Annotated in this window: 13 protein-coding genes; 4 read left to right on the top strand and 9 right to left on the bottom strand. The window is 39.5% G+C overall.

Annotation, left to right across the window (positions count from 1 at the left end; genetic code table 11):
* Positions 1-302 precede the first annotated feature (302 nt).
* Entirely contained in the window at positions 303-956 is a 654-nt protein-coding gene (gene elbB, locus AB4153_RS07790) for an isoprenoid biosynthesis glyoxalase ElbB (RefSeq protein WP_371996948.1), read from the top strand.
* Positions 957-1,215: 259 nt separating this feature from the next.
* Here elbB and glpG read toward each other — a convergent pair whose 3' ends face one another.
* From glpG to AB4153_RS07765, 5 genes are all read right to left on the bottom strand, one after another.
* On the bottom strand, positions 1,216-2,055 hold the full coding sequence (gene glpG, locus AB4153_RS07785; protein WP_303516303.1) for a rhomboid family intramembrane serine protease GlpG: 840 nt from the start codon (positions 2,053-2,055) through the stop codon (positions 1,216-1,218).
* Complete coding sequence (glpE, locus tag AB4153_RS07780) at positions 2,052-2,360, bottom strand: thiosulfate sulfurtransferase GlpE (protein WP_102527032.1); 309 nt, start codon at positions 2,358-2,360, stop codon at positions 2,052-2,054. Before glpE ends, glpG begins: the two co-directional genes overlap by 4 nt.
* 107 nt (positions 2,361-2,467) lie before the next feature.
* Complete coding sequence (tdh, locus tag AB4153_RS07775) at positions 2,468-3,493, bottom strand: L-threonine 3-dehydrogenase (protein WP_229370526.1); 1,026 nt, start codon at positions 3,491-3,493, stop codon at positions 2,468-2,470.
* 10 nt (positions 3,494-3,503) lie between these two features.
* Positions 3,504-4,697, bottom strand: coding sequence for a glycine C-acetyltransferase (locus AB4153_RS07770; RefSeq protein ID WP_371996947.1), 1,194 nt, complete (start codon positions 4,695-4,697; stop codon positions 3,504-3,506).
* Positions 4,698-4,983: 286 nt separating this feature from the next.
* The gene (locus AB4153_RS07765) at positions 4,984-5,640 is read right to left on the bottom strand and encodes a TetR/AcrR family transcriptional regulator (protein ID WP_102527029.1); all 657 of its coding nucleotides are present in this window, start codon (positions 5,638-5,640) and stop codon (positions 4,984-4,986) included.
* A 323-nt stretch (positions 5,641-5,963) separates the two neighbouring features.
* Here AB4153_RS07765 and waaA point away from each other — a divergent pair, with 323 nt between their 5' ends.
* Positions 5,964-7,238, top strand: coding sequence for a lipid IV(A) 3-deoxy-D-manno-octulosonic acid transferase (gene waaA / locus AB4153_RS07760; protein WP_371996946.1), 1,275 nt, complete (start codon positions 5,964-5,966; stop codon positions 7,236-7,238).
* Between the two features lie 84 nt (positions 7,239-7,322).
* Here the strand turns inward: waaA and AB4153_RS07755 are convergent, their stop codons facing one another.
* Positions 7,323-8,042, bottom strand: coding sequence for a 3-deoxy-D-manno-octulosonic acid kinase (locus tag AB4153_RS07755; protein WP_371996945.1), 720 nt, complete (start codon positions 8,040-8,042; stop codon positions 7,323-7,325).
* Between the two features lie 92 nt (positions 8,043-8,134).
* Between AB4153_RS07755 and AB4153_RS07750 the strand changes: the two genes are divergently transcribed.
* A complete protein-coding gene (locus AB4153_RS07750; RefSeq protein ID WP_303516312.1) occupies positions 8,135-9,172 on the top strand; it encodes a glycosyltransferase family 9 protein in 1,038 nt (345 codons plus the stop codon).
* A gap of 20 nt (positions 9,173-9,192) precedes the next feature.
* Here AB4153_RS07750 and AB4153_RS07745 read toward each other — a convergent pair whose 3' ends face one another.
* The 3 genes from AB4153_RS07745 to AB4153_RS07735 all read right to left on the bottom strand — a co-directional run bounded on the left by AB4153_RS07745 (position 9,193) and on the right by AB4153_RS07735 (position 12,389).
* Complete coding sequence (locus tag AB4153_RS07745; RefSeq protein WP_303516313.1) at positions 9,193-10,041, bottom strand: glycosyltransferase; 849 nt, start codon at positions 10,039-10,041, stop codon at positions 9,193-9,195.
* A 30-nt stretch (positions 10,042-10,071) separates the two neighbouring features.
* Positions 10,072-11,211 (bottom strand): glycosyltransferase family 9 protein, encoded by a 1,140-nt coding sequence (locus tag AB4153_RS07740; protein WP_303516315.1) that lies wholly within the window; start codon positions 11,209-11,211, stop codon positions 10,072-10,074.
* Positions 11,212-11,321: 110 nt separating this feature from the next.
* Entirely contained in the window at positions 11,322-12,389 is a 1,068-nt protein-coding gene (locus tag AB4153_RS07735) for a CDP-glycerol glycerophosphotransferase family protein (protein ID WP_303516317.1), read from the bottom strand.
* 438 nt (positions 12,390-12,827) lie between these two features.
* Between AB4153_RS07735 and AB4153_RS07730 the strand changes: the two genes are divergently transcribed.
* Entirely contained in the window at positions 12,828-13,682 is an 855-nt protein-coding gene (locus tag AB4153_RS07730) for an adenylyltransferase/cytidyltransferase family protein (RefSeq protein WP_371996944.1), read from the top strand.
* The last annotated feature ends 22 nt before the right edge of the window (positions 13,683-13,704 follow it).

The following is a 13,704-nucleotide window of genomic DNA, read 5'->3' as shown; positions in this document are numbered from 1 at the left end:
CCTGTGGATAAGTCTGTGAGTGAATTAATTTATCATCTAAGGTGGTTTTAATTACGACTGGGAATAAAACTCTTAACTTTATGATTTTTTACGTTTTTTAATATTTTTGTGAGTTAAATTGTAGTTTTAAAAAATATTCCGAATATGTGGACTTTTTTAATATTCTTATTGATTTACTCGATTATTTGGTACAGTTTTTAAACCGTGAAACAAATTCGAGAAACTAAGTTAGCATGTTTTTTAATCAGATCAATAGATTTGTTTAAAAAAAGTTAAATTAATCGATATTCAAAGGATCAGAAATGAAAAATATTGCAGTACTACTCAGTGGGTGCGGTGTTTATGATGGCGCAGAAATCCATGAATCGGTATTAACGTTATTGGCTTTATCTAAAGCAGGTGTGAACTATCAATGTTTTGCACCTGATATTGAACAAATGCACGTCGTAAATCATTTCAATGGGGAGGTTAGCGCTGAAGAAACGCGCAATGTACTTCAGGAATCTGCCCGATTAGCTCGTGGTGAAGTGAGTAATATTACCGAGCTTAATATTAGCGAATTTGACGCACTTATTGTACCTGGTGGTTTTGGGGCAGCTAAAAACCTATGTGATTTTGCCGTTGCTGGTAGCGCTAGCAAATTGCATCCTGAGGTTGAATCCTTTATTCAAGAATTTGCCTTAGCTAAAAAGCCGATGGGTTTTATGTGTATTGCACCAGTGATGATGCCAGCTATTTTTAAAAGTGGCGTTAAAGGCACCATTGGTAATGATTCTGGTACTGCGCAAGCCTATACCGAAATGGGTGGGCAGCATGTTGATGCAACAGTGGAAGATATTGTGGTTGATATGGATAATCTTGTTGTTTCAACACCGGCCTATATGTTGGCGAATTCTATTGTTGAAGCAAATATAGGAATAGAAAAGTTAGTGGATCAGGTTTTAAAGATGACATAGTCAGCTTAGTAGCAATTTGGTATAAACATAAACCGCTTCAAGCACCAAACTTCAGATAAATACTGATAAATATTTATCTGAAGTCAGGTTAACTCAATTATTCATAAGCAAGGAAGCAATATGAAACGAACTATTCAAAACTCCTCAACGACGATGGCTTTTATCTCAGGGGCAACCTTTGGAGCGCTGATATTTTGGGTTGCTTATTTTATTGTTTAACAGCGCTTTAGTGGTATTCAAGATAGCGATAATTTAGTCGTTATCTGGATCGTTTACGACTATCAAATGCCCCTTGAGCTAATCCCACAAGCAAGCCACCAATATGAGCTCCGTTCGCTATAGGCATGCCGAGTAGATCGGTAAAACCAAGTACTAACCAAATCAACATAAATGTCATGTAGCTATTTGGAATGCCGATGCCAGACTCTGGTGCACGTTGGCCCATAATCCAGGTGTAACCAACCACGGCGTATACTACGCCTGATAAACCACCGAAGTTTGGTCCAGTCATCATGTACTGGACTAAGCTGGGCAGACTGCCTGCTACAAGTAATAGAATCATCAATGGCCGAGTGCCGAGTTTGGTTTCAATTTTACCGCCTAAATACCACCACCAGAGTAAATTGAAGAGAAGATGCATCGCTGAGAAATGCATCAAGCTCGGGGTGAATACGCGCCATACTTGGCTAAAGTCGCTGTTTGGCACCGCACTAAAAAATGATAATTGGCTGAAAACTTGATTAGCAAAACCAAGGTTCATTGCAGCAAAAACGGCAACACATACAAAAAAGGTAACTAAAGTGAGTGGTCCTGCTCCAGTAATGAACTGTTGAATCAGCCCTAAGGAAGAGGAACCGTAATCTAGTTTGGTTTGAGTGGAACCATTATCCCACGAGGCTTCTAAATACTTTTTCTGATATGGATTTTGTTTAAACTGTTCAAATTCATAGCGAGCTTGCTCAGCTTTATCTTGTTGATAAACGACCAATGCTACACCATGCTCATTTACGATAGGCACGCACTCAATATCTAGACCTTTTAAGTAGTCGATAAAGGCTTGCGCTGCTCTTGCGTGGGGTAGTTGGCCGATTTCAATCATGCGTGCGCTTCACTCCAAGCGGTAAAACCGCCATCAAGACTATAAACGTCATCAAAGCCTTGTTCGATAAGATACCCAGCTGCGCCTTGACTACTAATACCGTGATAACACACCACGACAAGCGGTTTATCCATATCTGCATCAGCAATAACGTTGGCAATGTTTTCATTGGTGAGATGAATAGAAGTCTCAATATGACCAGCAGCATAACTGGCCGCATCACGAATATCGACGATTTGGATATCATCAGATTCTGCTGTCATATGGATAAGTTCGTTAATTGAAAGGTGCTTGAAAGTGCTCATGCTATACCGCTGCTGTTTGAAATGAGATTAAGAAGATAACTGAAGTATCTAATAAGGGGCTGTATAGATACAACCCCTTTATTATTGCGGCAATTTATAATCGGGAATTAATCCCAGTTTAAAATCACTTTTCCTGATTGGCCCGAACGCATAGCATCAAAGCCTTGTTGGAAGTCATCAATTGCGAAATGATGAGTGATAATTGGCGATAAATCTAAACCAGATTGAATAAGGCTGGCCATTTTGTACCAAGTTTCAAACATTTCTCGGCCATAAATACCTTTAAGGATAAGTCCTTTAAAGATAACTTTACTCCAATCAATAGCCATTTCACCACCAGGAATACCCAGCATGGCAATTTTGCCGCCGTGATTCATGGTATCGAGCATTGAATGAAACGCTGATGGCACACCAGACATTTCTAGGCCAACATCAAAGCCTTCTGTCATGCCCAAATCATTCATGACATCTTTAAGATCTTCTTTGGCAACGTTAACTGCGCGAGTCGCACCCATTTTGCGGGCTAAATCGAGGCGATATTCATTCACATCAGTAATGACCACATGGCGTGCGCCAACGTGCTTACATACTGCAGCCGCCATAATGCCGATAGGACCAGCACCAGTAATTAATACATCTTCACCAACAACATCAAATGATAGTGCTGTGTGTACTGCATTACCAAATGGGTCAAATACAGACGCTAAATCATCAGAGATATCATCAGGAATTTTGAATGCATTAAATGCAGGGATAACCAAGTATTCAGCAAAGGCGCCATCACGGTTTACACCGACACCAGAAGTGTTACGGCATAAATGAGTGCGGCCGCCACGACAGTTACGGCAATGACCACAAGTAATATGGCCTTCACCTGAAACACGGTCGCCAACAGTAAAGCCGCGGACCTCTTGGCCCATATCAACCACTTCACCGACATATTCGTGGCCAACAACCATAGGTACAGGAATAGTATTTTGTGACCATTCATCCCAGTTGTAGATATGAACATCAGTGCCACAAATGGCGGTTTTGCGGATTTTAATCAATAGGTCGTTATGACCCATTTCTGGCTTAGGTGCATCCACCATCCAGATGCCTTCTTCAGGCTTTAATTTGCTTAATGCTTTCATCATATCGACCTTAAATTATGCCCATCTCTTTACCAATACGGGTAAAGGCTTCGATCGCTTTATCGATTTGAGGACGGGTATGCGCCGCAGACATTTGCGTACGGATACGGGCTTGTCCTTTTGGTACTACAGGGAATGAGAAGCCAACAACATAGATGTTTTCAGCTAACAGACGGTTTGAGAAGTCACCGGCTAATTTAGCATCACCAATCATCACAGGGATAATGGCATGATCTGCACCTGCTAAAGTAAAGCCAGCTTTAGTCATTTCTTCACGGAAGTAACGGCTATTTTCCCATACGGCTTCACGTAATGCGTGGCCTGTTTTGAGCATTTCCAATACATGAATTGATGCACTGACAATAGATGGAGCGAGTGAATTAGAGAATAAGTATGGGCGCGAGCGTTGACGTAACCAATCAATGACTTCTTTTTTACCAGAAGTGAAACCACCCGAAGCACCACCTAATGCTTTACCTAATGTACCGGTAATAATGTCTACACGATCCATTACTTCGCAGAATTCATGGGTACCACGGCCGTTGTCACCGACAAAACCAACAGCGTGCGAATCATCAACCATCACAAGCGCGCCATATTTATCGGCTAAGTCACAAACGCCTTGTAAGTTAGCAATGACACCGTCCATTGAGAACACGCCATCTGTAGCAATCAGAATATCTCTTGCTCCAGCTTCTTTTGCTGCTTTTAACTGTGTTTCAAGATCGCTCATGTCATTGTTGGCATAGCGGAAGCGCTTGGCTTTACATAAACGCACGCCATCAATAATAGATGCATGGTTTAATGCATCAGACACAATCGCATCTTCAGGGCCAAGCAAGGTTTCAAACAGACCAGCGTTGGCATCAAAACAAGAAGAATACAAAATAGTATCTTCCATGCCTAAAAAGTCACTGAGGCTATTTTCTAGTTGCTTGTGGATATTTTGGGTACCACAGATGAAACGAACTGACGCCATACCGAATCCATGGCTGCTTAAACCGTTTTTAGCTGCATTAATTAATTCAGGGTGATTCGCAAGACCTAAATAGTTGTTGGCGCAGAAGTTAATGACTTCTTCACTATTTACGTTAATGGATGTTTGTTGGGCGGAAGTGATGACACGTTCACTCTTATATAAGCCTTCAGCTTTAACATCGACAAGTTGTTGATTTATACGGTCGTAAAATGAGGTAGAGGCCACCTGATTTCTCCTAAATATAGTTTTAATATGGAAATCGCTTAGCGGCATTCTAACCTTAATTTTCGTGGCTCTACAGTGTTTTTTTTAACCTGAATAGCAACATAAAAATGATTAGGGCTAGAGCTGTTTTCACATTAGATATACTAATCAGTAACAAGCTATAGCTAAGTGCTGATTAATGAATGACTTAATATGTTAACAAAATGGAAGGCCGCCTTTTATGACTCTATTTTAGTCGTAAAAAGGCGGTTTGTATGTGCTGGTGGATAAGTGGCATTTTCAGGCTTTACGCAGCGGCGTCACGCTCTTGCGAAGCAACATCTAAATAGTGCTGTTCAAGGCGGGTAAAGGTTGCCTCTGAGCCAGGTGTAGAATACGCCTTGAATATCATCAATACCCGCAGTAAGCCTTCATAAAGGGTTGCTTTAGTGATGGTTGACGTACTTGATTGAGTGAGTTGGTAGCTAATCCAAAAGCTCACCATCATTTTAATCGTGTCAGCTAATGCTGTGACTTTTTCGTCTTCAATTTCAAGGAAACCATCACTGATTAATTTTCTTAATACATTGCTTGAGCGACTCAGCACTTGTTCTTGCGCAGTTAGGTAGCGGGCTTTTAATGCTTCGTCACGGCTTAAGATATCGGCGAGGTTGGCGTACATGAATCGAAATTGCCACAGGGTATAAAACATGGCATCGAAGTAACCCATTAGTAACTCAATATCAACCGTTGTGTCTTCGTAAGGCTTGAAACCAGACTCAAGGTGACTTTCGTATAAGGCAAAAATTGAGTTAATAATGTCTTCTTTATTTCGAAAATGATAATAAAGATTACCTGGGCTGATATTGAGGTGCGCTGCAATATGATTGGTGGTGATATTACGTTCACCATGTTCGTTAAAGAGTTCAAGACTGGCAAAAACTATTTTATCGCGGGTTTTCATATCGATTCCAATTATCATTGCTAAATACAGGAGTCTTGATGACTCAATACGACGCTTAGCGCATATCCTTATGAATGTTATACCAAACGACATCAATATCTGGTCAGTTCAGATGCTGGCAAGCTTTCATATCGAGGGTTGCTTAACACCATCCAACAATATCTCTGCAAGTCTCTATAGCCTAGTCTGAGCCTGACTTTTTTATGCTTATCCAACCTAGCTCACTGAGTTGAGTTTATGTTGAATGATCACATATTTATGTGGTTTAGGTTTATGTTAACATTGTGTTTATCTGACAAGCAAAATTGATTAAGCACTCTTTCATGACTCGTGGCCTATATTCTGTATTACTGTATCTTCTTTCACCTCTTGTGGTGTTGTATTTGGGCTTTCGTAGTATTAAAAGTCCTGATTATCGCAAACGTTGGGGCGAACGATTTGGGCTAACTCGATTATCTCAAGCCGATGTGTTGATCCATAGTGTGTCTATGGGGGAAACATTAGCGGCAATTCCACTGATAAAAAAACTTATGACCGCTCACCCAGAGTTAAACTTCATTATTACTACCACTAGCCCGACAGGTTCAGCTGAAGTAGTAAAAGCATTTTCTGACCATTTAAATGGGCGAGTTCAACATTGCTATTTACCCTTTGATATCAGTGTTTGCGTAAAACGCTTTTTGCGTCAAGTGCAGCCTAAGCTATGTATCATTATGGAAACAGAGCTTTGGCCAAACTTGGTATATTTTGCTAAACAGCAACAAGCTAAGATTGTTCTAGCAAATGCACGTTTATCGGCAAAATCGGCAGCTAAATACTTAAAACAAGCAGGCTTAAGCCAGCCGATGCTAGCGTCACTTGATGCCATCGCGGTTCAAACACAACGAGAATGCGAGCGCTTTGAGTCTTTAGGCGTGAAACCTGAAAAAAATACCGTTTGTGGCAGCTTGAAGTTTGATTTACACATTGACGACAGTAAGCACCTACAAGCGAAAGCATTACGCTCTGAATGGCAAAGAAATGACGTGCCAGTATGGGTTGCAGGTAGTGTACATCCTGGTGAGTTTGAAATTATGCTCAAAGCACATCAGCAAGTGTTAGCTAAATACCCCAACGCCTTATTGATTATGGCGCCAAGACACCCTGAGCAGTTCAATGTCGCAGCAGTGACGACGACACAGCAAGGACTAACTCTTTCAAGACGAAGTATGAATCAAGCCGTTACTGAAGGTGTGCAAGTATTACTTGGCGATACCATGGGAGAGTTGCTGATGCTCTACGGCTGCGCTGACTTTGCATTTATTGGTGGTACGCTCATTGAAAATGGCGGTCATAACCCGCTTGAGCCAGCTGCGATGGGGTTACCAGTTAGTGTTGGCCCGCACCATTGGGATTTTGCAGAAATTACACAATTATTAGTCAAGGCTGGTGGGTTAGAAGTGATCACAGATGCGGATAGCTTAGCCAAACATATTTTAGGCTTATTAGAAGATCCGCTGCGCTATGAACTTGCTGCAAAAGCGAGTTTGCAAGTGGTGTCACAAAATCGCGGAGCATTAGATAAGCAAATCAATGTCATTGAAAACCAACTGAGCTGAATGATTCACGTAATAGCGGGCAATAATACTTAAATAGCCAAAGCTATGATTACAATCATCGCTTTTAAGGAAGTATTGACCTACTTAAGAGAGATCGATCATTTGCTGATAGCCCGCGAGTAGGCTTTGCCAATTATTGTCACTAAAGTTAAGGCTGGCAAGTTTAGCTTTTTCTTTATTAAATGAACGTAATAAACGACTTATATTTGCTTGCTGCCATTTTGTATTAGGGGGTTTTAGTTCGCCTCGGTCAAAGTCGATAAGGTAAAACTGATCATCAGCAAATAAGATATTTTTAGCATTTAAATCGGCATGATACACACCCCGAGCATGAAATTTTGCAATGGTTTGCCCAAGTTGTTGCCATTGCTCATCCGTTAATGTGGATTTTGACAAGAATGCGACTAAGTCATCAGCACCTTTGACTAGCTCAATAAATAAGTCTGCTCGATACCAAATACCAAAACGCTCAACATTGGCAGCAATCGGTCTTGGGACTGGGAACCCTTCTTGAAAAAGCGTCTCTAAAATGGCTAATTCAGCAATTGCTCGAGTACGCTTCATACCTGTAAATATATAGGCATCTTTGCTGAATTTTTCTATTAAGCCGCCACGCCAATAATGGCGTAAAACCCATTGTTGAGTTTGGTATTCAACAAACCAAGTTGTATAACGGCCTTTTGATTGGCCAATTATCGCATCATTGGGCTGCCAATATTCTGGACGAAAATGGTCAGGAGTTAGTGTTTGAGCAATTTCATCGCACCAAGCGATAACACCATTGTTTGTTGATTTTATTTGCATAAGTGGATTACAAAGCTTTGATTTGTCGGTGGCTATAAAGCGTATTCTACATTAAGATCGAACTCTTGTACTTACTCAGGTTAAATGCACTCATGAAAGCAGACTTTGCATCTATGAAATCCTTATGTTTACTACGTTTGTCGGCAATTGGTGACGTGTGCCATGCTGTGGCGATGGTGCAAGCGATTCAGAAGCAATATCCTCATCTGCAGATCACTTGGGTGATTGGTAAGATTGAATATCAACTGCTTAAGCATTTGCCAGGCGTCACGTTTGTCATTTTTGATAAGTCGCAGGGCTGGCGTAGTTACCCTAAGTTACGTAAAGATTTAGCCGCTCAGAAATTTGATGTGTTATTGCACATGCAAGTCGCACTCAGAGCAACAATCGCATCGCTAATGATCTCTGCAAAGGTTAGGGTTGGTTTCGATAAAGCTCGCGCTAAAGAAGGCCAATGGTTAGTGACAAATCACGCAGTTGAGCCATTAGCAACACCTCATGTGTTAGATGGTTTTATGGGGTTTGCTAAAGCTATTGGCGTTAATGACTTAACTCCACGCTGGAATATCCCTGTCACTGAAGCGGATAGTGCATTTGCGAATGAAGTGATTAAGCCTGGCGAAAAAGTGTTAATTGTATGCCCAGCTGCAAGCAAGGCCGAACGTAACTGGTTACCAGAAAGATATGCTGCAGTGGCAGATTACGCTGTATCACAAGGATATCGTGTACTAATTTGTGGTGGACCGAGCCAACTGGAAGTTGAACTAGCGAGTGCTATTACTGGTTTTGCTACTCAGTCAATTGAGAATATGGTGACTAAAACCTCTTTAACACAGCTATTATCAGTATTGAAAAATGCAGCAGTAGTCATTGCGCCCGATACAGGTCCAGCGCATATGGCAGTTACACAAGGGACGCCTGTCATTGGCTTATATGCGCATTCAAACCCAGGTAGAACCGGCCCTTATTTGTCACAGGAGCATGTGGTTAGTGTTTATGACTCAGTGATTGTGCAGCAGTTTCCCAATCAAGTTATTCCATGGGGAAAGCGTGCTAAAGGGAAGGAGTTAATGGCCTTGATTGAGATTGAAGATGTTATCGCTGCATTTGATGACGTGATAAAAAAATAGCCCGCGATTGCGGGCTATTGTTAATATTTGTGCTGTGGATGGAAGAGACCAAATACGGCACTTAATAATGGAATAGGTAATTTAGTTTTACGTTGTTGCTTCAACATATACCAATGCCATGCTTGCTTTTTGTAGTCTAATATTTGAGCGTCTGATAGTTGGTCTTTAAAAATGTCACAATAATCAATAATGAACTTTAAATCGCGCATAGGGACTTTTTCTCTGTACCCTCGACCTGCATAATGAATAAAGCTTGCTGATTGATAATCTTCTAGTCCTAAAAGAGGCATGCGATTAAAGCGTTTATCTACGCTAACGCAATTAATTTTGTCTCTGCGAATAAGATAATTAATATAAGTTTGATCATAAAACTTCACTTCATTGCAAATTTTTTGCATCTCATCAGCGCTAGCATTATCGAACAGACCTGTTTCTTTGGATAATAAGATCATCCCTGAATTGAAGTACACCATTTTGCCATTTTCTTCTGGCCAATGCGCCTCTCCGAGTACTTCATTAATGCGTTGAGCGTGAGGGGAGCGATCTTTGTATTTCCCCTCATTGAACATGTAAACAGTGTCTAGCTCAGGGCACTCTTCAAAAATATTTTCAGCAAATGGACTGACTAATATGTCTGCGTCTAAATAAAGAACACGGTCATAAGTTTTTAACAGTTCTGCTATATATAATTTTTCAGACCAAGCAGGGCTAGCGTCATACTTCTTGTTATTTACATGCAGATGATAATGAAGTTCTTTAGATACAATTACATCAGCACCAACTTTCTTACCATATTCTTCAAAGCTAGTAATCGCTGCCTTATACATTGGATTATCACCAATGGCTAAAGTAAATATTGCCCTTTTCATTTTTATAAAGCCTTTATTCTTGAATTAATTTTATGCATGCGAACTCATGTTCAAATACTTATTAAATACAGTGTCTACACTAATATCTGAAACATGACCTTTGCCTTCGGTGGCGTACATAACATGAGATGTCGCGCTTTCAGGTGGTGCCCAATAAGGTTTTTTCTGACGCATCATGGCTAAAAGTGGGCGCTTAGCTGCAAATGCAAAGTGCAGTATTGCGGTATCGACTGTTATCACAAAATCAGATAATGCAATCAATGAAGGTAATTCAAAGAAATGCTTATCAACAGTAAACACTACCAACTGGATATTATTCTCTTGGGAAAATGTGTGAGCTGCAGTTTTCACTTCTTCGAAATTTTCTGGTGTCACATTGATGATGTATCGATGACCGTTGTCAGTTTGCTCGAGCGAACTTATCAAAGAGAATAGCTGAGTTAATTGCCAGTCTTTTTTAGTATTTGTTGATAGGTGGTTCAAAAAGAAAAGTTTACCATTTGTCGTTGGAAACTTGTCTGCTAGCCACTCTTTTGAGTCCGTTGTCGTTTGGTCAGGGACGACTAAATTTGGCATCATTTGCTCTTTTGAAAGTTGCAAATCAAAAATACTATTCATTACCTTCATAAAGCGATCTGTAATGTGATGATTCGTCGGCAATGAGTCCGTATCGAGCTGATACACTTTATCGCTATTTCGAAATAACACGAAGTTAAGTAATCCTCTATACGGAGCTTTGGAAACACTGGATACGATAAAGGCTTTGGGCGATATTTTTCTGGCAATATCAGAAAATTGATTTGCTTTACTGCCTGGAGAATGACAAACAATGATGTCGTAGTTTCTTTGATTGGCTTGTTCTATTTGGCTATCTCTTGCAATTGTAGAGTCTGTGCAACCGTAGCTTTGATTAAACGTACCTTCTGCTTGCATCCACTGCTGTAAAATCTTACTTCTAGATAGCCGCCATGCATCGGTATTGCAGCGATTGTCATCTAACCAGATATCAATTTCGATATGCGGGTGTTGATGCTTAAGAGCAATAAGAAAAGTTTTAAAATAGAGAAAATCACCTAATGCAAAAGGTGATATAAATAGCAAGCGTTTGCTATTTGATAACTGTTCAGAAGAGATGATGGGCATAAGTAGGTTTAATGCTTTAAAAGTCATAATAAAGCATAACCTGAAAGTAAAATGAATAAAATCGTATAATCGAAATAGTGATAAATTGAAGCTAAATTTATTGTCACTTCAATTTATTATTACTCAATATAAATAATTTAGGCGTTAAGCTCTAAATAATCGACAATTCTACTTGATGCTAAGCCATCGGTCGGGCCTAAATGGTCTGAAGTGTATTTTAGACGGTTTTCTTTAAACTCTTCTGGTTGACTCAATTGCTGAGGGATTGCATCAAGTAATGAAGCGTAATCATTTACGTGAAAGCCGATTTCTGAATATAAAACATTATCCTTACCAAAACGGTTATTGAATCGGAATTTGAAAATCCCGCGATATGACCATTTCAACTTGAAGAAGTTACAAACGATCACTGGTTTATTTAATGCGGCGAACTCAAACAAGGTACTTGATGCTTCGCTTAACAAAATGTCGGCATTTTTCATGAAAGGCAGCAAAGAAATATCTTGCTCCTTGGCGACATAGACATTGCTGTATTTTGACCATTTCGCCAATTTATCTCTTTGTTTTTTGTATTGCTCTCTGACCTGGGTTAAAGAGTGTGGCTTAATGAGAATATTGTATTCCTTGAAATCAGTTGGCCAGTTATCAGGAAAGCATTCTAACGAACTTGGATTAAAGGTAGGCGCATACAAAATGGTTTTTTTATTAGGATCCAAACCTAGTTTGGCTAAATCAAACCCTGGTTCTGTTTGATTGAACATAGGGTCTAACTTTGAAAAACCGACTTGGACAAATTTGTCTTTTGGGTAATATTCTTTAATCTTAGATAATCTCAGTGCACCTTCAATAAAACGCACTGTCATTGGGGTTTTTGACTTATGGTAATAGCTGGGTTTAGGGCCAACGCCATGGCCTAATTGTGCTGTTTTAGAATGTTGATGAACTTCATCTAGAAAGTCTGATTCATTTCCAAAAAAGATCCACTCAGGCTTGAGAGATAAGTAAGTCTGCTTTGCTTCATGCTTATCTTTAACCCAGATACATTCTACATGTAGATTTTCTATGGTGTTTGAGAACGCTTGTTGATCGTTTTTATTGCTATAGCAAACTAGCTTAACCTGATGGTTTCGTTTCTTAAGTTGTTCGATGATTGGAACGTATTGAGGTAAATAATATACATTCAATGTGTCAAACACGATTAACATAGCATTCTCTTTAAAATTATTATTTTAATAATGGACGGCTCTGTGGCCATTTAAGTTAGATGTTGTTCTGTTATTTTGTTTTAAAACAGAAATAATTAATGAGGATGTGATCACAATGACGCCTTAGCATCTGTAGTGTTATCTCTTTAACAAAGACTCATTATGTAACAATATTTGTGAAAGTGAAAGAATAGGCATAGCGACTGAAACCATATAATCAGAAAATTATCTGTAAATTAATCTTATCTACTCGAAGTCTAGTTTGGGCGCTAAACATGGGAGAAAGTAAACTTAAACATTAAGCTTTTACCATTTAAGCTTGATTGAAATAATTAAATTACAAAAGCTAGCTGAATGCGTGAGTTAATGGGGTCTTTATAGACGGTTAACTGTATTTCAATTAAAATAACCTTCTCATTTTTACAAGATACGTTAACTATGCCTCAATCTACCCTGAGAACTTTCGATTACCCTGCAAGCTTAATAAAAAGCTATCAGCATTGGCACTTGTTACTCAGACCAGATCAACCGACATTAGGTTCAATGGTATTGGTGTGCAAAGAAAGTGTTCATCAGTATTCTGATATTTCTACTGAGGCAGCAGCTGAGCAGGCTATTATTTTTGCTGATATTGAAACTGTGCTCAAGAAGCGATTTGATTATAGTAAAATCAACTACCTAATGTTAATGATGGTTGATCCCGCGGTTCATTTTCATATAATTCCTCGCTATGAATTTCCTATAGAGTTTTGTGGTCAACTTTTTGAAGATAAAGAGTGGCCAAAGCCTCCGAATTTAAGTGATGCGTTAGCACTCGATGACGTTTATCAAGCTGAACTATTGAAGACGTTAAAAAGTGATTTTGCCGCTAATGTTACAACACTGACTAGCTCAACTAAAAAATATCGCAGAATGTATACATCAGGTTGTTTTGATATTTTCCATCAAGGTCATTTGAATATTCTTAAAAAGACCAAAGCTCTGTGTGATTATTTAATTGTTGGTGTTTCTACCGATGAGTTGATTATTAAGTCAAAAGGCCGCCCGCCAATTATCCCTTTTGAAGAAAGAATTTCGATTCTAGAATCAAATCGATTTGTTGATGAGGTTATTCCTCAAATCGATAAAGATAAGCAAGCTGTTGTGGAACAGTATCAAATAGATGCGATTTCTGTTGGCTCTGATTGGAAGGGAAAGTATCCGAAAGTGTCTTGCGAGATGGAATATTTTGACTATACACCTAATGTGAGCTCTACAGTGTTAAAGCAAAAGCTTAACATTACGCCTAAATAACGTAAAAAGAGCTACTTTTAAA

Origin of the sequence: Shewanella sp. 10N.286.52.E4, from assembly GCF_041468785.1 — a bacterium.
In the GTDB taxonomy this organism is placed as follows: Bacteria; Pseudomonadota; Gammaproteobacteria; order Enterobacterales; family Shewanellaceae; genus Shewanella; species Shewanella electrodiphila.
The sequence above is the reverse complement of the archived record's forward strand: the minus strand, read 5'-3'. Positions and strand labels throughout refer to the sequence as shown.

Excerpts from the sequence above, each read along its gene's own strand:
- elbB (WP_371996948.1), top strand. The coding sequence starts at position 303 with ATGAAAAATATTGCAGTACTACTCAGTGGGTGCGGTGTTTATGATGGC.
- glpG (WP_303516303.1), bottom strand. The coding sequence starts at position 2,055 with ATGATTGAAATCGGCCAACTACCCCACGCAAGAGCAGCGCAAGCCTTT.
- glpE (WP_102527032.1), bottom strand. The coding sequence starts at position 2,360 with ATGAGCACTTTCAAGCACCTTTCAATTAACGAACTTATCCATATGACA.
- tdh (WP_229370526.1), bottom strand. The coding sequence starts at position 3,493 with ATGAAAGCATTAAGCAAATTAAAGCCTGAAGAAGGCATCTGGATGGTG.
- AB4153_RS07765 (WP_102527029.1), bottom strand. The coding sequence starts at position 5,640 with ATGAAAACCCGCGATAAAATAGTTTTTGCCAGTCTTGAACTCTTTAAC.
- waaA (WP_371996946.1), top strand. The coding sequence starts at position 5,964 with ATGACTCGTGGCCTATATTCTGTATTACTGTATCTTCTTTCACCTCTT.
- AB4153_RS07755 (WP_371996945.1), bottom strand. The coding sequence starts at position 8,042 with ATGCAAATAAAATCAACAAACAATGGTGTTATCGCTTGGTGCGATGAA.
- AB4153_RS07750 (WP_303516312.1), top strand. The coding sequence starts at position 8,135 with ATGAAAGCAGACTTTGCATCTATGAAATCCTTATGTTTACTACGTTTG.
- AB4153_RS07745 (WP_303516313.1), bottom strand. The coding sequence starts at position 10,041 with ATGAAAAGGGCAATATTTACTTTAGCCATTGGTGATAATCCAATGTAT.
- AB4153_RS07740 (WP_303516315.1), bottom strand. The coding sequence starts at position 11,211 with ATGACTTTTAAAGCATTAAACCTACTTATGCCCATCATCTCTTCTGAA.
- AB4153_RS07735 (WP_303516317.1), bottom strand. The coding sequence starts at position 12,389 with ATGTTAATCGTGTTTGACACATTGAATGTATATTATTTACCTCAATAC.
- AB4153_RS07730 (WP_371996944.1), top strand. The coding sequence starts at position 12,828 with ATGCCTCAATCTACCCTGAGAACTTTCGATTACCCTGCAAGCTTAATA.